Raw genomic sequence first — 19,614 nt, 5'->3', positions numbered from 1 at the left:
AACTGCTGCCTTGCGGCGAGCCGGCCCCCGCTCAGCGGTCCGGGCCCTTGTCCTTGCCCGGGCTCATCTGCTCCCAGATCTCCTTGCAGGTGGGGCAGACCGGGAAGTTCTCGGGGTTCCTGCTGGGCACCCACACCTTGCCGCACAACGCAACCACTGGAGTGCCGTTGACCATGGCCTCCATGAGCTTGCCCTTCGGCACGAAATGGCTGAAACGCTCTTCGTCCCCGTCCTCGTAGACGGGCTGGGTGCGCTCCTTGACGGTTGTCTGTGATCCTGGTGCCAGCTGACTCATGTCACCCATGGTGTCACGACTCGCATGGCATTCACTGTGCAGGCGTCACGTTCATCCGAAGGGCAGGCTGGTGCTCCCTGCACGGGCCATGGTTTGATGGTTCGCCGTGACCTTCGACGACGCCGCCACGAGAGAGCCCGGCCGGGGTCTGGTCGCCGCCATTCTCATCGGTGTCTTGGCAGTTGCTTTCGAGTCCTACGGCACGCTCACCGCCATGCCCACGGCAGCCAGCCAGTTCGGACGGCTGGATCTGTACGACTGGGCGTTCACCATTTTCACCACCTCGCAGGTGCTCGGTATCGTGCTGGCCGGACGTGCCTGTGATCGGATCGGCGTCATCCCTCCGCTGGCCGCAGGTTTCGTCCTCTTCGCGGTCGGCCTGTTCGGCGCTGGCGCCGCGAGCAGCATGGACCTGCTGCTCGCCATGCGAGCCGTCCAGGGACTGGGCGGTGGCGCGCTCAATGTCGCACTCATGGTGCTCGTCGGGCGTGCCTTCAGCGACGAGCAGCGTCCCCGGTTGATGGCTGTCTTCTCGTTCTGCTGGGTGCTGCCCAGTTTCGTCGGGCCGCCGGTCGCTGCCTTCATCACCGAGCACATCGGCTGGCACTGGGTGTTCTGGGGGCTGCTGCCAGTGCTTGCGGCAGGCCTGGTGGTGGGATGGCGCCCGATGTACCGGTTCTGGCGCGCCGAGAGCATCCGGTATGCCGCGGGCGATCCGTCGGAGGGTGCAGCCCCGCCCTTCGCACGCGGCAGACAGACCCCGATCTGGGCTGCCGGTGCCGCCGCCCTGGGGGCCGCGCTGGTCCAGTATGCCGGTCATCGGCTCGATCTGGTGGCCATCGGGGTTGGCATCGCCGGCATCGTGGCGCTGGGCGTGGCTGTTCCGGCGATCATGCCGAGAGGATTCCTACGTGCCGCACCGGGTCTGCCGTCCGTGGTGGCGTCGCGGGGGCTGGCCACCGGCGCGTTCATGACGGCCGAGACCTATCTGCTGTTGCTGCTTACCCAGGCGCACGGGCTCAGCTTGCGTCAGGTGGGTTTCATGCTCAGCATCGGCTCGGTGGGCTGGTCCCTCGGATCGTGGCTGCAGGCCAGGCCCTGGCTGGCACTGCGCCGTGACCAGATCGTCATTGCCGGTGCGGGCTCCACAGCGGTGGGCATAGCCCTCATGCTGGCCTGCGCGGTCTGGCCGCGGCTGCCGGTGGGGCTCATCCTCAGCTCCTATGGGCTGGCAGGATTCGGGATGGGGCTTACCGTCGCGAGTACCTCGCTGGCCGTGATGACGCTGAGCAGGCCAGCCGAACTGGGCAGATGGACCTCGTCCCTGCAGGTCTGCGAGGGCCTGGGCAACTCTCTCGTGATCGGCATTGCCGGGTCGGTCTATGCGGCTCTACACACCGGACACGCCTGGAGCACCGTCTTCGGTGTGGTCTATCTCGTCCCCACCCTCGCCGCGGGCTTGTGCCTGCTGGTTGCCATCCGTATCGGGCCGGTCCACGACACGCCCCCGGCACGATCGGCGCCGTGAACGAGCGGATGAGCGGCATGGCATGCTGTGAACCGTGAGCGATTATCCCGGTGGACCGCAACGACGAGACGACGAGTCCCGGCTCCAGCCCGGCGACCCCCAGCTGCCCCCGATGGGCTGGTATCCCGACCCGGCCGACGCCCGACTCGAGCGTTACTGGGACGGGCAGCGGTGGACACGCAACACCAGGGTGCCCCCCTCGAGGACCGCGGCCGACAGACCACCGGCTGCGGCGGGCCCGATGGCCCCGGGCGGATACCCGGGTACCGATTCCCTTGAGCGCCCGGGCAGGTACGCCGCCGGATTCGATGCCAGACCGATGCCCTACCGCACGCAGGCGGGCTTCGCCACGGGTGGTGGCCCCACCACCGACGACGGCGTCCGGCTGGCTGGCTGGTGGTCCAGGCTCGCGGCGCTCATCGTGGACTATCTGCTCCTCACTGTCGTGCAGGTTTTCGCGCTGATGCTCTTCGGACAACGGCTCGTGGCGGGCATTGAGGCCTGGGAGGCCGATGTGCTGACCGCGGTGAGCGCCGGCAATACCGATATTCCGCTCTCCCCGGCCGATCCCAGATATGGCATCACCACCTTGTGGATCGTCTACAACGTGGCGCTGCTGGTCGCCCAGTTCTGCTATGCAACCCTCATGATGCGATTCAAGGCCGCCACCATCGGCCAGCTGCTCATGGGCCTGCGCGTCGTGCGGGCCGGACACGGACGCGAACGCTTCGGGCTGCGCTGGTCCACGAGCCTGCTGCGCAACGCCGGGTGGCTGTTCTGCCAGGTCTTCTCTCTGTTCTCCCAGCTGAGCACGCTGGGCTTCGTGCTCACTGCAGCCAACGGCCTGTGGCCGCTGTTCAACCCGCGTCGCCAGGCACTGCACGATCTGCTGGCCCGGACCCAGGTGATCTCCGTGCGGCCATGACCGGGCCGTGTCCGGTGCCGGCGAACTCGTCACGGAATGGGCCGCCGGGTGTCCTAGGGTGTGGCCATGGCCCTGGGTGACCCTGCACTGAACGAACTCGCCGAACTGTTCGGCATCGCCACCGAGTTCTGGGACTGGAAGGGTCGCCAGGTTCAGGTGAGCGAGAAGACCGTGGTCAGCGTGCTCGCCGCCCTCGGGATCGACGTGTCGGCCCCCGGCGCCGCCGAGCAGGCCCTGCGTGACCAGCGCGACAAGCCATGGCGTCGCCTGCTGCCACCGGTGGTCGTGACCCGCCAGGGCCAGCCGGTACGCGTCAATCTGCACGTCGCCGATGGGCATCCCGCCCGGCTGAGCATCAGGCTGGAGGAGGGTGGTTCGGCCGAGGCGACACAGGTGGACAACTTCGCCCCGCCACGCCAGATCGGCGAGGAGCTGATCGGCGAGGCCACCTTCGAGATTCCCGGCGATCTTCCACTCGGCTACCACCGCCTGCAGGCCAGCTCGGACGATCGCGAGGCCCGGGCCACGCTCATCGTCTCACCGGCCTTCCTCGGCTTCCCCCAGTCGATGGGCGAGCGACGGATCTGGGGCTATTCGGCGCAGCTGTACAGCGTGCGCAGCGCCGGTTCATGGGGGGTGGGGGACTTCGTCGATCTGGGGGCGCTGGCTGCCTGGTCGGCCTCGCAGCAGTACGCCGGCTATGTGCTCGTCAACCCGATGCACGCCGCCCAGCCGGCTCCGCCGATGGAGCCCTCGCCCTATCTGCCGAGCAGCCGATTGTTCGTCAACCCGCTGTACATCCGCCCCGAGACGATCATGGAATACGCCACCCTCGACGAGCACAGCCGGGCGCGCATCGCCGAGCTGCGCGAGCAGCTGAGGGATCGCCTGGCCGGGGAGAAGATCATCGCACGTGACCTGTGCTGGGAGTACAAGCGCAAGGCGCTTCGCATCATCTGGGCCGCCCGGCGGACGGATTCGCGACAGATGATCTTCGATGCCTTCCGGCGCCGGGAGGGACGCACGCTGCGCGACTTCGCCACCTGGGCCGTGCTGTGCGAGTACCACGGCCCGGACTGGCGGCTGTGGGATGCGCCCTTGCAGCGCCCCAGCTCTCCCCAGGTCGACCGCTTCCACGACGAGCACCGCGACGAGGTGGACTTCCAGGAGTGGCTGCAGTGGATCGCCGCTTCCCAGGCCAGCGACGCTCAGCAGTCGGCCAAGGACGCCGGGATGCCGGTAGGCGTCATCACCGACCTGGCTGTCGGGGTGAGCGCCGCCGGTTCGGACGCCTGGGCGATGCGCGACGTCTATGCGGACGCCATGAGCGTGGGGGCACCACCGGATGCCTACAACCAGCTGGGGCAGGACTGGGGCCAGCCGCCCTGGCGCCCGGATCGGCTCGAAGACCTCGGCTATGCCCCCTTCCGCACCATGGTGCGCAATGTGTTGGAGCACGCCGGGGGTGTGCGCATCGATCACATCATCGGGATGTTCCGCCTGTGGTGGGTTCCCGAAGGCTCGGGGCCCCGGGAGGGCACCTATGTGCGCTATGACCACGAGGCACTCGTCGGCATCCTGGCTCTGGAGGCCTATCGGGCCCAGGCCGTGATCATCGGGGAGGATCTGGGCACCGTCGAGCCGTGGACCCGCCGCTATCTCGCCGAGCGCGGCATCCTCGGCACCTCCGTGCTGTGGTTCGAGGAGGACGATGCGGGCAACCCGATTCCTCCGGAGAACTGGCGCGAATACTGCCTGGCCTCGGTGAACACCCACGACCTGCCCCCCACGGCCGGCTACCTCACGAAGGCGCATGTGAAGTTGCGGGCCAAGCTGGGGCTGCTCACCGAGAGTCTCGAGGACGAAGAACGCATCGCCGGGGAGCAGCTGCGTCGCTGGTGGGACTATCTGTGCCAGCGCGGGGCCATCGACGATCGGGTGGAGGATCCGGTCGAGGCGAATGTGCTGGCGCTGTACCGGCTGCTCACCTGGACCCCGTCGCGGGTGCTCAGCGTGACGCTCGTCGATGCGGTCGGTGACACCCGCATCCAGAACCAGCCCGGTACCGTCGACGAGTACCCGAACTGGCGCGTGCCCTTGTGCGGAGCCGATGGACAGCCGCTCACGCTCGAGGACATCTACCGGATGGAGCGCCCGATGCGATTGTCCGCGGTGATGAACGGGTTCAGCACCGTGCCCAGTCCCTGGCGAAGCGACGAGGCGATCCGTTCGAGCGCCACATGATCACGGCTGGCGGGGGCGCGTGGTCGTCCGGACCGAGCCCACGGATGACGGACGGGGCATGGACGGTGCGGACGAGAGCCATGGCTACGATTGCCGGGTGAGTGAGCGGGCGAGCCTCAGCGAGATCCAACTGCCGCCATGCCTGCAGATCCGCGGCATCGACCGGCTGCTGGTCTACCGCATCGAGATGCGCCATCGTTTCCGCCGTATCTCGGTGCGCGACGGACTTCTCCTGCACGGCCCGGCCGGCTGGGGCGAGTGCTCACCCTTCTGGGACTATGGGCCCGATGAATCGGTCGAATGGCTACGCGCCGCCATCGAGGCGGCGTGCGAGCAGCCGCCGGCGGTGGTGCGCGGCCGTATTCCGGTGAATGTGACGATTCCCGTTGTCTCGCCCCAGACGGCCGCCGCCCTGGTCCAGGACAGCGGGGGTTGTCGCACGGCAAAGGTGAAGGTGGCCGATCCACACAGCGCATTGCGCGACGACTGTGCCCGGGTGGAAGCGGTACGTGCTGCCCTCGGTGAGTCTGGGCGGATCAGGGTCGACGCGAATGGGGCCTGGTCCGTGGAGCAGGCGATCGAGGCGATCCGCGAGCTGGATGCAGCTGCCCAGGGGCTGGAATATGTCGAGCAGCCCACCGGGCAGGTGGAGGGCTTGGCGCAGGTGCGTCGGGCCGTCGATGTTCCGGTGGCGGCGGACGAGTCGGTGCGCCGGGCCAGTGATCCCCTGGCGGTGGCGGCGGCGGGAGCCGCCGACCTGCTCGTCATCAAGGCGCAGCCGCTCGGGGGACTGCGACGGGCGCTGGATGTGGTGGCTCGCGCGAAGCTGCCGGTTGTGGTCTCCTCGGCGTTGGAGACCTCGGTCGGGCTGTCCGTGGGGGCCCAGCTGGCGGCGGCACTGCCGAGGCTCGATCATGCCTGTGGGCTGGCCACCGTCGAGCTGTTCGCCTCCGATGTGACCGATCGGCCGCTGGCTCCCGATGACGGCTGCGTTGCGGTGCGGCGCGTCGGCGTTGACGTCCCGGTCGGCCAGGATGTTGCGGTGGAGCTGTGCTGGCGCTGGGCCCATCGCCTCGAACTCATGTGCCTGCGCCTCCAATGAGCGCCGAGTCTGCCACGAGCCCCGGGGGCGAAGTCGGGGAGGTGGCGTCCGCGCTGCTGGCGCGGCGCCTGGTGGTGGCCCTCGCGGGCAGCGGTGTCCGCCAGGTGGTCTATTGCCCGGGTTCGCGGGATGCTCCGCTGGGCTACGCGCTCCACAGTGCCGAGCAGGCGGGCCTGGTACGCGTGCACGTCCGTCTGGACGAGCGTGCTGCGGCCTTCATGGCGCTCGGCATCGCCAAGGCCACCGCGGTGAGCGGCCAGCCAACTCCGGTGGTGGTCGTCGCCACCTCGGGTACTGCGGTGGCGAATCTTCATCCGGCCTTGTGCGAGGCGGACAGCGCCGGGCTGCCGGTGATCGCCTGTACCGCCGATCGCCCTCACGAGATGTGGGGTACCGGCGCCAACCAGACCACGCGCCAGCTCGGCCTGTTCGGGCCCATCATGAGGCGAGTGGAGGACGTGCCGGCCGATTTCCCCCCAGACGAGCGGCTGGACGGACTGGTGAGCCGGGCAGTGAGGGCCGGAACCGGTGAACTGGGTAGCGATCCGGGGCCGGTGCAGATCAATGTCTGCTTCCGCGAGCCCCTGGCGCCACGCTTGCCGTGGCGCCCGGATGGTGGTGGGCCACGCTTGCCGTGGCGCCCGGATGGTGGTGGGCCACAGCAAGCGTGGCCCACGGGAACTCCGCACATCCCGGCAAGCGCGGGGGCGCACCGGATCGAGATGCCGGCGCAAATCGAGATGCCGCCGCGCACGGTCGTCGTGGCCGGGGATGCGGCGGGGCCACTCGCCCAACAGGTGGCGCTCGACGGTGGGTGGCCGCTGCTGGCGGAACCCTCTTCGGGCGCGCGTTTCGGGCCGAATGCGCTCACCGATTACCAGCGATGCGTGCGGGGACCGCTGTCCGAGGAGCTCGAGGGCGTTCTCGTCTATGGGCATCCCACCTTGTCGAGGCCGGTCAGCGCCTTGCTGGCAGATCGTGGGCCGCGCATCGTGGCGGTGGTCGATCGGGCACGCTGGACCGATGTCTCAGGTCTGGCGCAGGTGTTCCGCGGTCCGCTGGTGGTGAGCGGTGCGGCGCCGTCAGGTTGGCTCGACGCCTGGCAGTCGGAAAGCCGGCCGGACAGATACCGGGAGCCGAGCCTGAAGGAGGCGGCCTGCGCCAGCATCTGGACGGCCCATTGCGCGCAGGACGCCCCCTCGCTGGTCATCGGCGCGTCCGAGCCGATCAGGGCGTTCGACCGGTGGGCTGTGCCGGGCAGAGATGCTCCCATGGTCATTGCGAACCGTGGCCTGGCCGGGATCGACGGGACGGTGGCCACCGCAACCGGGGTATGGGCTGGTCTGGGCCGTCCCGTGCGGGTGGTGATCGGGGATCTCACCGCGATCCACGATGCGATGGGAATGCTGCGGGGCGAGGCCGAGCTGGAACCCGATGTCCAGGTGGTGGTGCTGGCCGACGGGGGTGGTGCCATCTTCGCCGGCCTCGAACATGCCGGTGCCGAGCCGGAGCTGTTCCGCCGCTTCTTCCGCACGCCGCAGCTGTTCGACCTGGCCGGCCTGGCTCGCTCGATCGGGGCGGACTACCGTCGTGTGGTGGTCGGGGAGGAGTTGGAGGCCGCGTTGCGAGAGCCGATCCACGGCAGGAGCTATCTGGAGGTTCCTCTCACGCCGCGTGGCTGATCCGCTGGGTCTGCAGCGATCTGCGCGGGCATCTGCTAGCCGTGGTGCAGGGCCTGGCGCATCGGGGCCATCTTCGCCTGCGTCTCGTGCCATTCGTTGTCCGGCTCGGAACTCGCCAGGATACCGGCGCCGGCGAAGATCCGGGCGGCACGGGAATCGGGCGAGAGCTGGGCGCAGCGCAGCGCCAGGCCCCACTGTCCCGATCCGTCGGTGGCAGTCCAGCCCACCGGCCCCGAGAAGCGCCCGCGGTCGATGCTCTCCACGCGCCGGATCTGCTCGAACGCCGCCGAGCGCGGGGTTCCGCAGATGGCTGCGGTGGGAAAGAGGACATCGGTGATGTGGGCTGAACTCACGGCCGGGTCGAGGGACGCGGTGATGTCGGTGGCCAGGTGGGTGACATTGGGCAGCCGCAGCAGGAAGGGTCCGTCCAGGTGCGGATCGTTCAGGCCTGCCTCCTCAAGCCTGGCCGTCACCGAATCCACTGACAGCTCGTGCTCGTGGCGTTCCTTGGGATCGTCCAGCAGCTCGCCCTCCCATGCCGGGGTGCGTGTCCCGGCGAGGATGCGGCAGCGGAAGATGGCCTCGCTCACCTCGACGAGCAGCTCAGGGGTTGCACCGATGAGGCCCTCGTGCGAAAAGGTCCAGCAGTCCCGGTGGTGTTCGCCCAGCCAGCGGGCAATCCGCAGTTCGTCGAGCGGGCGGTCTGCCACGACGTCCACTGCCCGGCTGAGCACGACCTTCTCGATCCCCGCCGTCCGATCGGCCAGCACTGTGGTCGTGGCGCTCACGGCACTCGTCCAGCTGCGCCGGGCATCCGCACAGTCCACCTCACGCAGCCGAGGTGCGGCCGGATCGCGCATCAGGGTGCTTTGCCGGCCCGCCTCGATGATGGCGAGCAGATCGGTCTGCGGTGCACAGATGATCTCGCTTCGCCGACCCTGCGCGGTGCGCACGATCGTCACGGCAGGCACCACGAGACGGCCTGGCGCGGCGGGGTCGAAGGGGAACGAGCCGAATGCCAGGGGATCTGAGTCGAGCTTTCGCGACCAGTCGCGGAACTGCTGCCAGGCGGTACTCGCCGGGCGGGGGCCGCTGGCGCTGAAGGATGCCGCTGTGCCCCAGCCGACCATGGCCGGTCCTCCGTGCGGCGCGAGCCATATATAGGGGCGCCCAATCCGGTGTGGTACGAGCTCCAGGACCCGGGCCAACCAGTCGCTTCCGTCGAGAGGGGTGAGCGCGTCGGCACCTGGAAGGGCGCGTCGGCGCAGGGCGGCCGGATCCGCCGCGTCAGTCACGCAGGAGCACACGTCGGTCCAGTCTAGGCAGCCCGTCAGGTCATTTCGGCTTCAATCAATGGAGAAGGCCGTGCCGTCTCGCAGCGCCTCCTCGGCGAGCCTTCGCGCGGCGACCCGATCGGTTTTCCCGGATGCCAGCCGGGGCAGTGCGTCGAGTACCACCACTACTCGGGGAGCACGGGCCCGGCCGATCCGTCGGCCGATCGCGTCGCGCAGCATGCGCGCCGAGCCCGGCTGCCATGGACTGTCGGCGACGAGCACCGCGGCGACGAGATGGCCCCACCGTTCGTTCGGCAGTCCCACAACTGCCGCCTCGCGCACCATCCCGGTGGCGAGCGCGGCCTCGCGCACGTCCGCCGCACTCACCTTGAGGCCCCCGGTCACGATGACGTCGTCGAGGCGCCCGCCCACCACCAGCTGGCCGTCTCGCAGCTGCCCCCAGTCCTGGGTGGCGATCCAGCGGACGGTGCCCTGCCTGGTCACCCCGAGCTCACCGTCCAGATAGCCGCTCATCACCATCGGGCCGCCCAGCCAGATCCGGCCACTGGTGTCGAGGCTGTCGCGAGTGGTGCCGAGCCGGATGTGTACTCCGCGCAGGGGCCGTCCGTCGTAGACGCACCCGCCGCAGGTCTCGCTCATGCCGTAGCTGCGCCGTAGCGCGATGCCCGCGCTGCGGGCCTGTTCGGCCAGTCGTGCCCCGGTGGCGTCTCCGCCCACGAGGACGCTGGCTGCCCGGGCAAGGGCCCTCGTTGCGGCGGGATCGCGCAGTGCATCGGCCAGCTGGGTCGGCACCAGTGAGAGGTGGACCCGCCTGGTGGGCTCAGCGCGCAGTGCGCGGTCCAGTGCGCGGGCGAGCTCGGCGGGGCTGAAGCGGCCCTGGGTGGGCACCGGTTCGCGGCCGGCGAGAACCGAGCGTGCCACCACCTGCAGTCCTGCGATGTGATGGGGCGGCAGCGCGAGCACCCACTGGCCCTGCCCGCCCAGGCGTTGCGCAGTAGCTTCGGCAGAGGCTCGTAGCTGGTGGGCGGCCAGCCCCACGAGACGGCCGTGTCCGGTCGTCGAGCCGGAGGTGCGAACGACGATCCGGACGTCCTCGGGCAGCCGGCGCACCCGGGCTGTCAGATCGGCGCGCAGCGCCTCAGGGTCTTCGCCGGGATCGGCGGGGACGAGGATCCGGTCCGCGGTACCGTCGAAGACCTGCGCCAGTGCCCTGGCCAAGCTGCCGAGATCGCTCGCTTCGCGGCGCACCGGAAGGATCTGGAAGATCTGGGGATTCATCGGTGTGCTGCTCAGAAGTAGTAGGGGAAGCTCGACCAGTCGGGTGCCCGGTGCTCGAGGAAGGCGTCGCGTCCTTCCTGGGCTTCCTCGGTCATGTAGCCGAGCCGGGTGGCCTCGCCGGCGAAGGCCTGTTGCCCTGCGAGACCGTCGTCGACCATGTTGAAGGCGTACTTGAGCATCCTGATCGACTGGGGTGACTTGCCGGCGATGGTGAGGCCCCAGGCGATGGCGCTCGTCTCCAGCTCGGCGTGAGGCACGGCCTTGTTGATGACGCCCCAGGCCTCGGCCTGCTCGGCGTCGTAGCTGTCGGCGAGGAAGAAGATCTCGCGTGCCCGCTTGTCGCCGACCTGGCGGGCCAGCAGAGCGGAGCCATAGCCTGCATCGAAGGAGCTGACATTGGCGTCCACCTGCTTGAAGACGGCATGTTCCTTGCTGGCGATCGCGAGATCGGCGACCACCATGAGGGAGTGCCCGCCGCCGGTGGCCCAGCCCGGCACCACGGCGATGATCGGCTTGGGGGTGGAGCGCATGAGGCGTTGCACCTCGAGGATGTGCAGCCTGGACCGGCGACCCTGGTCGAGGCGGGCGCGGCGTGCCGAGCTCAGCTGCGCCGGGTCCCAGCCGTGCTCGCTCGAGGGTTTGTCGGCCTGCGCGTAGCGGTAGCCCTGGGCTCCTCGGGCGCGCTGGTCGCCCCCCGAGCAGAAGCTGTAGCCGCCGTCCTTGGGGGATGGGCCGTTGCCGGTGAGCAGGATGGCCGCGACATCGGGAGTGCAGCGGGCGTCGTCGAGGCAGCGGTAGAGCTCGTCGACGGTGTGCGGGCCGAAGGCGTTCCTCACGAGCGGACGGTCGATGGCGATCCTCACCACGGGCAGATCGGTGCCGGCTGGTGTGCCGTCGGCGTCGCCGCGGGAGACGAGCCGGTGATAGGTGGTCTCGGTCAGGGGGCTGTCCTCGGGCACGACAGTGCGCCACCGGCTGGAATCGAAGGTATCGGAGACCTGCGGCAGGAAGCTCATGGCCGCGAAGTTACCACCCGGAAAGGGTCCGGCCGGGGCCGCTGTCTTCTCGGGTGGTGCCATCCGGCGTTCGTCATTGGACGGCGCATGAGCTCCGAGGACCGGGATCGGCCCAGCCTCACCGATGCCTGGGTCATTGAGTTCTTGCGCACCGGTTCGCCCGCCAGTTCCGAGCCGGCCGAGGGGGCGTGGGCTCGCCCGCGGCCCCGACTTCGGGTGCGGCGGCACCGGCCGTTGTGGGCCGTGCACGCCACCGCCCTGCTCATATCGGTGGCGTCGCTCATCCTCGTCGCGGCGAACTATTCGCATCTGCCCGATCCCTATCCGCGACACTGGGATGACAGCGGACGCGTTGACCGCTGGGTCGAGAGATCGTGGGGCGCGGTACTCGCTGTGCCAGTGTGGGGGTGCCGTTCTGACGCTTGCGGTGGCGGTCATCGCCCTGAGCGCACGGTCGCTCGTCCCGGTGGTGTGGGCAGTTGTGGCGGTGGCGAACGCTCAGCGCGGTGCCCGCGAGAAGCGTGGCCTCGCGGGGCCGGACTCTCCCGATGAGGACGCGTCCTGGAAGCTCGGGCTGTTCCACTACAACACCGCCAACGCCTCGTGGCTGGTGCCCAAGCGCAACGGGATCGGCTACACCGTCAACCTTGGGCATCCGGCAGGAATGGCCTTCATGGTGGCGACCGGGGTCGTGCTGCTCGTGACCGTGGCCTGGGGCCTGCTCATCGGCTGACTCACAGATTCGTCGGGGCCGGCCCCACCTGGTACACGTTGTCAGTGGGGCGCCCGGCCTCGTCGAGGATGAGAGTCGGAATTGCCGGCTCGGCATTGGCCAGATGACGTCCGTTCATCGGCAGCTCTGCGCGGACCCGCTCGTGACGTTCCCGGGCCACCTGGATCGGCTCGTCACCGACGATCTGGCCGCCCTTCACCAGATCGGTGAGCAATGAGCGGTCGTTGGAATCGGCCCGCGGTGCGAGGTCGACACCGATCACCTCCGCCTGGGCGATGCCCCGCTCGTCGATGCGGCGCAGCGCGAACTTGCGTCCCCCGATCGTGTTCTTGTTCGCGGACTTCTTAGCGACGGCATGCATAGGGGCGCCGGGCTCATCCGAGGATGCCTTGGCCACCATCTTGTAGACGAATCCGCAGGTCGGGTGGCCCGAGCCGGTCACCAGAGCGGTGCCCACCCCGAAGCCGTCCACCGGGGCCGCCCGCAATGCGGCGATCTGGTACTCGTCCAGGTCGTTGGTGACGATGATGCGGGTCTGGGTGGCTCCCAGCGCGTCGAGCTGGGCCCTCACCTGGCGCACCTCGGTGCTCAGATCGCCCGAATCGATCCGGACCCCGCCCAGCTTGCCGTCGGTCAGTCGTACCGCGGTGCGGATCGCCTGCTCGACGTCGTAGGTGTCGACGAGCAGGGTGGTGTCCTCGCCCAGCCAGTCCAGCTGTGCCTTGAAGGCCTCCTCCTCGGTGTCGAAGAGCATCACGAAGGCATGGGCGGCGGTGCCGCTCACCGGCAGCCCGAAACGCCGGCCTGCCTCCAGGTCGGAGGTGGCTCCGAAGCCGGCGATATAGGCGGCCCTGGCCGCGGCCACGGCGGACTCCTCGTGGGTGCGCCGGGCCCCGAATTCCAGGATGGGACGGCCCTCGGCTGCCATCGTCATTCGGCTGGCGGCCGAGGCGATCGCCGAGTCGTGGTTGTAGATCGACAGCAGCGCAGTCTCGAGGACGACGACCTCGGCGAAGCTGCCCTCGACCTGGAGCAGCGGCGATCCCCCGAAGTAGAGCTCACCTTCGGGGTAGCCGACCATGTCGCCGCCGAAGCGGAAGCCGGACAGGAACTCGGCGAGCGCGTCGTCGGCCACCTGGGCTTTCAGGAGGTAGTCGATCTCGGCGTCGCCGAAGCGGAAGTCTCGCAAGGCCTCGAGCATGCGTCCGGTGCCCGCCACCACGCCGTATCCGCGCCCGGTGGGCAGGCGTCGCGGGAACAGCTCGAACAGGACGTGGCGGGATGCCGTGCCCGAGTGCAGGGCGGCCCTGACCATCGTGAGCTCATACATATCGGTCAACAGCGCGGTGCTGGTCATGACAGTCACCCTAGGGCCGATCACACACTCGGGATCGCGCCCGGCCACCCGATGTCTGGAGTTTTGGGCGGTGCGTGAAAATGGAGCCATGTCGGACATCCCTCCATTGACCGCTCCGGGGGGCGATACCGCCGTTGCCGAACTGCCCGATGAGGCGACCCTGGACGCGAATCCCTGGGTGACGATCGTCTGGGACGACCCCGTGAATCTCATGAGCTACGTCACCCACGTGTTCTGCAGCTATTTCCATTACTCGCGCGAACGCGCCGAGCGTCTCATGATGCAGGTGCACATGGAAGGCAAGGCAGTGGTGAGCAGCGGGATGCGAGAAGCCATGGAACGCGATGTGAACGCGATGCAGGGCTTCGGGCTGTGGGCGACGGTCGGCCGGGCACAGTGATGCACGCCTTCCGCCGTCGCCATGGCGAGCTCACCTGCACCCTCGAGGACGCCGAGCTGACGATCCTGGCGGGCCTGGCCCAGCAGCTGGTGGAGCTGCTCACCAGCGAGGCCATGCCCCCGGTGGGCTCGGGGGCGCTCACGGCGGGCAGCGGCGACAGCGATGCGGACATCCTCGGTGAGCTCGAGCGAGAGTTCACCGATCCTGTGGAGGGCGATTTCTGCAGTGACGAGGGCGTCGATCCGGTGCTGCGCCGGCTCTTCCCCGACGCCTACCGCGACGATCCGGCTGCCGCGGCGGAGTTCCGGCGCTTCAGCCAGGCCGAACAGCGCGACGCGAAGCTCAATTCCGCGGTCGTGGTGATCGCCGACCTCAACCAGGTTGGGCGCGACCGGCGGTGCGTCGTCTCGGACGAGCATGTGGAGGACTGGCTCAAGACGCTCACGGCGTTGCGTCTGGCCCTGTCGGTGCGGCTGGGCATCACCTCCTCGGTCGACCAGGACGAGCTCGCCGAGTTGCCCGACGCCGATCCGCGCACCACGGTCTTCTCCATCTACGAATGGCTCGGCTGGGTGCAGGAGTCCCTGCTCGACTGCCTCATCTGAAGGGCCCCGGTCTCTCGGGCCCGAGGGCAGGGTGAGTGGCGCCGGCGTTTTCGGCGTCTGGCTCGGGCGCCCTAGACTCGCTCGGGTGAGCCCAGACGTGAATGCACCCATCGGCATCTTCGATTCAGGGTTCGGCGGGCTCACCGTGGCGCGTGCCGTCGTCGACCTGCTGCCCCACGAGGACATCGTCTATCTGGGTGATACCGCGAGGGCACCCTATGGTCCGCGCCCGATCGCCGAGGTGCGCAGCTTCGCGCTGCAATGCCTCGACGAGCTTGTCGCCCGGGGAGTGAAGGCCCTCGTCATCGCCTGCAATACCGCGTCCTCGGCGGCCTTGCGGGATGCCCGGGAGCGCTACGACCTGCCGATCATCGAGGTCATCCTGCCCGCCGCCCTCAAGGCCGCGAAGATCACCCGCAATCATCGGATCGGCGTCATCTGTACTCACGGGACGGCCGCCTCCCGGTCTTACAATGACGCGCTCGCAGCGTCCCCCGTGACGCTGTTCACCCAGGTCTGTCCTCGGTTCGTCGAACTGGTCGAGTCCGGGATCACCACTGGGCCCACGGTCCTGGGTCTTGCGGAGGGCTATCTCAGCACGCTCAAGGAGGCCGATGTCGACACGCTGATCCTTGGCTGCACGCACTACCCGCTGCTGTCCGGCGTCATCAGCTATGTCATGGGGGATTCGGTGACGCTGGTGTCCAGCTCCGACGAGTCGGCCCGGGCCACCTTCGCGATGCTCACCCGCGAGGACCTGCTGCGCGGCGACATCCCGGAGCCCGACGAGGTGCACCGTGACTTCCTCACCACCGGCGACCCCTCCCTCTTCAAGGGTCTGGGACAACGCCTCATGGGCGGATTCGTACGCGAGGTGCGCCAAGTCAGCCTGGGCTGATCCCGGCCGGAAGGCAGCCGCGAGACCTGCCCGCCGGTCCGGGCAGCAGGCTTCGGGCATCACCCCTGATCCAGGCCCAGCGCGCTGATGACCTCGCTGCACACCTGGTCAAAGCTCAGTTCGGGGTGGAAGACGAGCCATTCCAGTCCGGCGGTCAGGGTTGCCCCGATGACGGCGGCAGCAGCGATACGGTCAATGGGAGTGACCGCGCCGCCCCTGTCGCGGGTGAGTGGGCCCATCATGGCGTTGCGCCAGGTGGACACCGACTCGCGCCAGGAGCGCTCGGTGCGGAAGACCTCCGAGACGAGCACGCGCGCAGCGTCGGGGTGGTCGTGCACCTCGTGAAGCAGGGTACGCACCACCGCGCGGGTCAGCGCATCTGCGGCCAGGCCTTCCGTTGCCACCCGGATCGCCTCGGCCACTCGCACGGTCTGCTCGGCCATGAGCGCCTCGACCAGCCCGGACTTGGAGCCGAAGTTGTAGTAGATGCTGCCCTTGGCGATGCCGGCCGCCGCGGCGATCTCGTCCACCGAGGTGGTCGAGACGCCGCGGGTGGCGAACAGATGGGTTGCCGCCGCAAGGATGGCCTCTCGTGTGCCACTGCGCCGTGTCCCGATTGCGCCGCGTGCCGTCATTCCACCAAGCCTAAAGCGAAAGCGCCGGGTGGAGGCGCGACAGGCTCCACATCCGCTTGCGCGCGGCCAGGATGGACGACACCGCGAGCGAGACCGCGAAGATGGCGGCCAGCACGATGACGGCTGTCCAGAACGCCGGCCCGATTCCGCCGGTGATCGCCTCGCGCAGCCCGTTGACGACATAGGTCATTGGCATCCACCGGCTCACCACCTGGAAGAAGCCGGGCTCGGTCTGGATCGGATAGGTGCCGCCGGCCGAGGCCAGTTGCAGCATGAGGACGGAGATGATGATGACCTTGCCGACTGCCGAGCCGAAGGCGATCTGGAGCATCTGCTGCAGCGCGAAGAAGGCGGCGGCGACGAGGAAGGCGAACAGGATCGTGGCCGGCCAGTTGTGGGCATCGAGGCCGATGGCGAAGTGCATCACCGAGAGCATGATGAGCACCTGCCCGGCGGCCAGGGCCAGCGCCGAGTTCAGCGACCCCCACGCCATCCGGAAACCATTGACCGAGGTCATCAGGGCACGCGACTGGAGCGGACGCAGCAGCAGCCAGCTGATGAGCGCGCCGACCCACAGTCCCAGGCCGATGAAGAAGGGGGCGAAGAATTCACCCCACGAGGCCACCTTGTGCAGATAGCTGGTCGCCAGCTGGACGGGCGAGCTGATCGCCGTTGCGCGCTGCTGCTGGGTGTCCGCGGAGTCGTGGGGGATCTGGGAACTGCCCGACTTGAGCTTCTCGCCAAGCGTTCCGCTGCCCGCCTGGGCCTGGTCGAGGCCCTTGGTCAGCTCGGGGGCCTTGCCGGACAGTGCTGCCGTGCCGTCCTTGAGGGCCTGGGTGGAGCTGGCGATCTGCTGGGCACCGTCGTTGAGCTGCTGGACACCGCTGACCAGGGTCGGCACCTGCGCGTCGAGCTGGCCGGTACCGGCCGCCACCTGCTTTCCTCCGGTGGCGAGCGCATCGATACCGCTGCCGAGTCGAGCTGCGCCGCCGGACAGCTGGGAGGCTCCCGTGGACAGCGTCGAGGAGCCGTCGGCGAGGCGCTGGGTGCCGGCCTGGATCGTCTTGGCTCCCGCGACCAGCCCCTGGTGGGGGTCATTGTTCGTGAAGGCCTCCGACAGCTGTTGCGCGCCGGTGCTCAGTGCATCGATCTGGGTTTTGGCGGAACTGAGCTGCGTGACACCCTCGGTGAGCTGGCCGGAACCGGCGGACAGCTGCGTGGCCGGTTCGCTCAGCTGCTGGGCACCGGCCGCCAGGGCTTGCTGGCTGTCGGACAGCTGGCCTAGGCCGGTGCCCAGTTCGCTGTGTGGGCCGGCTTCGCTCGCGAGCTCGGACGCGCCATCGTGCAACTGGCTGGCGGCTGCGTTGATCGTCGTGGACTGTGGGTCGGCCGGCTTGGTGTCGGAGTAGATGGCATCGCGCACCTGCGCTGCGCCGCCCGCAAGATTGCTGGCCTTTTCCTGGGCCTGTTGGTTGGTGAGGTCCTGTGCCTTCTTGAGTTCCTGATCTGCTTGGGCCGTATTGCCATCGGTGATATCCGTGCGGGCCGCTTGTATGGCTTGGTCGATCTGGTTCAACTGGCCGGGAAGCTCACCGGTGCCGGACGCGACCGCGCTGGCAGCCCGGTAGAACTGGGAGTCCTTGCCGGTCTTGTCGGCCAGCGCGGAGGCTCCAGAGGACATGGTCGAAGTGATGCCCTGGGCCTGGCCCAGCCACTTGCTCGCACCGGACTGCCATTCCTGGGCTCCGTTGGCGAAATTGCCTGCCCCGGTGGCGAAGTTGCCGGCGCCGGTGGAGTAGCTGGCGGCTCCCTGGGCGAAGGTGGACGCTCCGCCGGCCAAAGTGGCGAACTGGGAGTCCAGGGTGTTCAGGCCCCCTGACACCTGCTGGGAACCCTCGGCTGCTCGCTGCACCCCGTTCACATAGTCCTGCTGGGCGGCGTTGACCTCGGCGTTTCCGGCGGCGGCCTGGGAGGCGCCGGCGGCCAGCGACTGGACGCCGGCGAGCAGTGCCGGGGTCTGCGCCTGCAGCTGGCCCAGGCCATCGGACAGCTGCTGGGCACCGGAATTCAAGGTGGAGACGCCGGAGGGCAGACCGGACACCTGATCCGCGGCACGCGAGGTGCCGGCGGCGAGCTGTCCGGCGCCGGCATGCAGTGCTGCGGCGCCCTCGTCGAGCTGACTGGCGCCGACGCTCAGCTGCTGGGAGCCGTCCTTGGCGGTCTTGATGCCGTTCTGGAGGACGAAGGCCCCGTCGGAGGCGTCCGAGAGGCCGCTGCGGGCGCTGCTCAGCCCCACAACGAGGGTCTTCGTGGCCTGCTCGCCGATCTGTTGGGAGACCACGTCGCGAATCTGGACCATGGCGGTGCTGCCCAGCTCGCCGGCCAGGAAGGAATTGGAGTCGTTGTACTTCACCTGGATCTCTGCAGCCGTGGGGTCAGGGCCGGCGAGCGAGGCGATGTCGCTGGAGAAGGTGGCCGGGATCGTCACCGAGAAGTAGTACTTGCCCGATTTCACGCCCTCGGCGGCCTCCTGGGCGTTGACCTGGTGCCAGCCGAGCGGCTTCTTGTCGACGAGCTGGTCGACGACCGAGCTGCCGGCGGCCAGCGGCTGGCCGTTCATCGTCGTCGGTACGTCGTCGTTGACGAGAGCGACAGGCAGATCCTGCAGCCGATCGGTGGGGCTCCAGAAGGCCCAGACGTACATGGCTCCGTAGAGCAGCGGGATGAGGAGCAGCACGGCGATGGCGCCGAGCGTGATGGGCTGACGGAAGAACCTCTTCAGCTCTGTTCCGTGTGATGTCCATGCGAACATTCAGGACTCCTTCGCGGCGTCGGTGAGGCCGAGGTCAAGGTGGGTGGGCGGGGTGGTCCAGTCGATCGTGTCGAGGCCCTCGATGCCGGTGGTGGAGGCAACGACGGTGATGCCGCTGGCCGCGATGGCGTCCAGGCGACGCCACAGCACCGCGCGCTCGGCCACGTCGTGCAGCTGGTCGACCGCGTCGACGGCGATGAGTTCGGGCTTGCTGGCGAGCGCCAGGGCGATGCGCAGCAGCAGATTGGACGACTCGGACAGCTTGTAGATGCGGGTCGACCCCGAAGGGATGGGCAGCTGTCCGAACGCCGGCGCGCACAGCTGGGTGATCTGCTCGTCGGAGGGGTTGCGCACGACGCGGTACCAGGGCGCAAGCCAGGCGAGCCGCTCGCGCACGGTGGCGCGCACTGTGACGACGTCGTCGAGATCGTCCAGGCCGCCGACCCCCATTACGGAGCTGAGCTGCTGAACCCGGCGGGCATCGCCGGGCAGCCAGGAACCGAGCACCCGCAGCTTCGAGGGCTCGGAGGGCTTCATGCGGCCCGTGAAGGTGAGCATGAGCGTCGACTTCCCGCTGTCGGGAGGCCCGCTCACCACCCCAAGCTGACCACGTTCCAGCGCCCAGTCGAGTGGCCCGTAGACCATTCCGCGCTTGCTCCGCAGCTGGAGGTCCTGCGCCTCGATGGCGAACTCGGTCATCGCGTACTCCTGTTTCGTCGACCCGAACACCCAAACCATACTGACCGGTCAGACCAAATTCCAATCGAGGCGAGACCCCAGTCCCGCCTGACAGCGCCAATCGCTGCTGC

General features: G+C 68.8%; 18 protein-coding genes. 10 read left to right on the top strand and 8 right to left on the bottom strand.

Annotated elements, in window-relative coordinates; translation table 11 throughout:
- Positions 1-31: 31 nt before the first annotated feature.
- Complete coding sequence (locus BMX93_RS02440) at positions 32-295, bottom strand: DUF3039 domain-containing protein (protein WP_091967614.1); 264 nt, start codon at positions 293-295, stop codon at positions 32-34.
- A gap of 106 nt (positions 296-401) precedes the next feature.
- On the opposite strand from BMX93_RS02440, the gene BMX93_RS02435 reads away from it, so the two are divergent.
- From BMX93_RS02435 to menD, 5 genes are all read left to right on the top strand, one after another.
- Positions 402-1,823, top strand: a complete 1,422-nt coding sequence (locus tag BMX93_RS02435) for an MFS transporter (protein ID WP_091967365.1) — start codon at positions 402-404, stop codon at positions 1,821-1,823.
- A gap of 34 nt (positions 1,824-1,857) precedes the next feature.
- The gene (locus BMX93_RS02430; protein WP_091967362.1) at positions 1,858-2,748 is read left to right on the top strand and encodes an RDD family protein; all 891 of its coding nucleotides are present in this window, start codon (positions 1,858-1,860) and stop codon (positions 2,746-2,748) included.
- A gap of 66 nt (positions 2,749-2,814) precedes the next feature.
- Positions 2,815-4,992 (top strand): 4-alpha-glucanotransferase, encoded by a 2,178-nt coding sequence (malQ, locus tag BMX93_RS02425; protein ID WP_091967360.1) that lies wholly within the window; start codon positions 2,815-2,817, stop codon positions 4,990-4,992.
- 97 nt (positions 4,993-5,089) lie between these two features.
- Complete coding sequence (locus BMX93_RS02420) at positions 5,090-6,094, top strand: o-succinylbenzoate synthase (protein ID WP_281245631.1); 1,005 nt, start codon at positions 5,090-5,092, stop codon at positions 6,092-6,094.
- A complete protein-coding gene (menD, locus tag BMX93_RS02415) occupies positions 6,091-7,776 on the top strand; it encodes a 2-succinyl-5-enolpyruvyl-6-hydroxy-3-cyclohexene-1-carboxylic-acid synthase (protein WP_091967358.1) in 1,686 nt (561 codons plus the stop codon). Before BMX93_RS02420 ends, menD begins: the two co-directional genes overlap by 4 nt.
- 35 nt (positions 7,777-7,811) lie before the next feature.
- Here the strand turns inward: menD and BMX93_RS02410 are convergent, their stop codons facing one another.
- Genes BMX93_RS02410 through BMX93_RS02400 form a run of 3 tightly spaced genes read right to left on the bottom strand, consistent with a single transcriptional unit; the run spans position 7,812 to position 11,365 of the window.
- A complete protein-coding gene (locus BMX93_RS02410; protein WP_091967607.1) occupies positions 7,812-9,071 on the bottom strand; it encodes an isochorismate synthase in 1,260 nt (419 codons plus the stop codon).
- Positions 9,072-9,122: 51 nt separating this feature from the next.
- Positions 9,123-10,349, bottom strand: coding sequence for an AMP-binding protein (locus BMX93_RS02405; RefSeq protein WP_091967356.1), 1,227 nt, complete (start codon positions 10,347-10,349; stop codon positions 9,123-9,125).
- Between the two features lie 11 nt (positions 10,350-10,360).
- The gene (locus BMX93_RS02400; RefSeq protein WP_091967603.1) at positions 10,361-11,365 is read right to left on the bottom strand and encodes a 1,4-dihydroxy-2-naphthoyl-CoA synthase; all 1,005 of its coding nucleotides are present in this window, start codon (positions 11,363-11,365) and stop codon (positions 10,361-10,363) included.
- Positions 11,366-11,452: 87 nt separating this feature from the next.
- Between BMX93_RS02400 and BMX93_RS13500 the strand changes: the two genes are divergently transcribed.
- Together BMX93_RS13500 and BMX93_RS02390 are read left to right on the top strand one after the other, a co-directional pair.
- Positions 11,453-11,917: a DUF1648 domain-containing protein gene (locus BMX93_RS13500; RefSeq protein ID WP_091967354.1), complete on the top strand. Its 465-nt coding sequence runs from the start codon at positions 11,453-11,455 to the stop codon at positions 11,915-11,917.
- Positions 11,802-12,098 carry a DUF5808 domain-containing protein gene (locus BMX93_RS02390; RefSeq protein ID WP_425438736.1) on the top strand — a complete coding sequence of 99 codons (297 nt, stop codon included), beginning with the start codon at positions 11,802-11,804 and terminating at the stop codon, positions 12,096-12,098. The genes BMX93_RS13500 and BMX93_RS02390 overlap by 116 nt, the downstream gene beginning before the upstream one ends.
- Before the next feature lies 1 nt (position 12,099).
- Here BMX93_RS02390 and BMX93_RS02385 read toward each other — a convergent pair whose 3' ends face one another.
- Positions 12,100-13,455: a nicotinate phosphoribosyltransferase gene (locus tag BMX93_RS02385; RefSeq protein ID WP_091967350.1), complete on the bottom strand. Its 1,356-nt coding sequence runs from the start codon at positions 13,453-13,455 to the stop codon at positions 12,100-12,102.
- An 88-nt stretch (positions 13,456-13,543) separates the two neighbouring features.
- Here BMX93_RS02385 and clpS point away from each other — a divergent pair, with 88 nt between their 5' ends.
- From clpS to murI, 3 genes are all read left to right on the top strand, one after another.
- On the top strand, positions 13,544-13,855 hold the full coding sequence (gene clpS, locus BMX93_RS02380) for an ATP-dependent Clp protease adapter ClpS (protein WP_091967348.1): 312 nt from the start codon (positions 13,544-13,546) through the stop codon (positions 13,853-13,855).
- The gene (locus BMX93_RS02375) at positions 13,855-14,460 is read left to right on the top strand and encodes a DUF2017 domain-containing protein (protein ID WP_143052784.1); all 606 of its coding nucleotides are present in this window, start codon (positions 13,855-13,857) and stop codon (positions 14,458-14,460) included. Before clpS ends, BMX93_RS02375 begins: the two co-directional genes overlap by 1 nt.
- Before the next feature lie 85 nt (positions 14,461-14,545).
- Positions 14,546-15,358, top strand: coding sequence for a glutamate racemase (gene murI, locus BMX93_RS02370; RefSeq protein ID WP_091967344.1), 813 nt, complete (start codon positions 14,546-14,548; stop codon positions 15,356-15,358).
- A gap of 59 nt (positions 15,359-15,417) precedes the next feature.
- On the opposite strand, the gene BMX93_RS02365 is transcribed toward murI, so the two are convergent.
- The 3 genes from BMX93_RS02365 to BMX93_RS02355 are packed head-to-tail and all read right to left on the bottom strand — an operon-like array spanning position 15,418 to position 19,504.
- Entirely contained in the window at positions 15,418-15,993 is a 576-nt protein-coding gene (locus BMX93_RS02365) for a TetR/AcrR family transcriptional regulator (RefSeq protein WP_091967342.1), read from the bottom strand.
- 10 nt (positions 15,994-16,003) lie between these two features.
- Positions 16,004-18,805: a YhgE/Pip family protein gene (locus BMX93_RS02360; RefSeq protein WP_091967340.1), complete on the bottom strand. Its 2,802-nt coding sequence runs from the start codon at positions 18,803-18,805 to the stop codon at positions 16,004-16,006.
- Positions 18,806-19,504, bottom strand: a complete 699-nt coding sequence (locus BMX93_RS02355; protein WP_091967338.1) for an ATP-binding cassette domain-containing protein — start codon at positions 19,502-19,504, stop codon at positions 18,806-18,808.
- Positions 19,505-19,614 lie beyond the last annotated feature (110 nt).

The sequence above is a fragment of the Propionibacterium cyclohexanicum genome (assembly GCF_900111365.1).
Lineage (GTDB): Bacteria > Actinomycetota > Actinomycetes > Propionibacteriales > Propionibacteriaceae > Propionibacterium > Propionibacterium cyclohexanicum.
This window is presented reverse-complemented; position numbering and strand designations above follow the sequence as displayed.

What these genes read in the sequence shown, in the direction of transcription:
- BMX93_RS02385 (WP_091967350.1), bottom strand. Translation starts at nt 13,455, where the DNA reads ATGACCAGCACCGCGCTGTTGACCGATATGTATGAGCTCACGATGGTC.
- BMX93_RS02405 (WP_091967356.1), bottom strand. Translation starts at nt 10,349, where the DNA reads ATGAATCCCCAGATCTTCCAGATCCTTCCGGTGCGCCGCGAAGCGAGC.
- BMX93_RS13500 (WP_091967354.1), top strand. Translation starts at nt 11,453, where the DNA reads ATGAGCTCCGAGGACCGGGATCGGCCCAGCCTCACCGATGCCTGGGTC.
- menD (WP_091967358.1), top strand. Translation starts at nt 6,091, where the DNA reads ATGAGCGCCGAGTCTGCCACGAGCCCCGGGGGCGAAGTCGGGGAGGTG.
- BMX93_RS02365 (WP_091967342.1), bottom strand. Translation starts at nt 15,993, where the DNA reads ATGACGGCACGCGGCGCAATCGGGACACGGCGCAGTGGCACACGAGAG.
- BMX93_RS02360 (WP_091967340.1), bottom strand. Translation starts at nt 18,805, where the DNA reads ATGTTCGCATGGACATCACACGGAACAGAGCTGAAGAGGTTCTTCCGT.
- BMX93_RS02400 (WP_091967603.1), bottom strand. Translation starts at nt 11,365, where the DNA reads ATGAGCTTCCTGCCGCAGGTCTCCGATACCTTCGATTCCAGCCGGTGG.
- BMX93_RS02375 (WP_143052784.1), top strand. Translation starts at nt 13,855, where the DNA reads ATGCACGCCTTCCGCCGTCGCCATGGCGAGCTCACCTGCACCCTCGAG.
- BMX93_RS02355 (WP_091967338.1), bottom strand. Translation starts at nt 19,504, where the DNA reads ATGACCGAGTTCGCCATCGAGGCGCAGGACCTCCAGCTGCGGAGCAAG.
- malQ (WP_091967360.1), top strand. Translation starts at nt 2,815, where the DNA reads ATGGCCCTGGGTGACCCTGCACTGAACGAACTCGCCGAACTGTTCGGC.
- BMX93_RS02440 (WP_091967614.1), bottom strand. Translation starts at nt 295, where the DNA reads ATGAGTCAGCTGGCACCAGGATCACAGACAACCGTCAAGGAGCGCACC.
- clpS (WP_091967348.1), top strand. Translation starts at nt 13,544, where the DNA reads ATGTCGGACATCCCTCCATTGACCGCTCCGGGGGGCGATACCGCCGTT.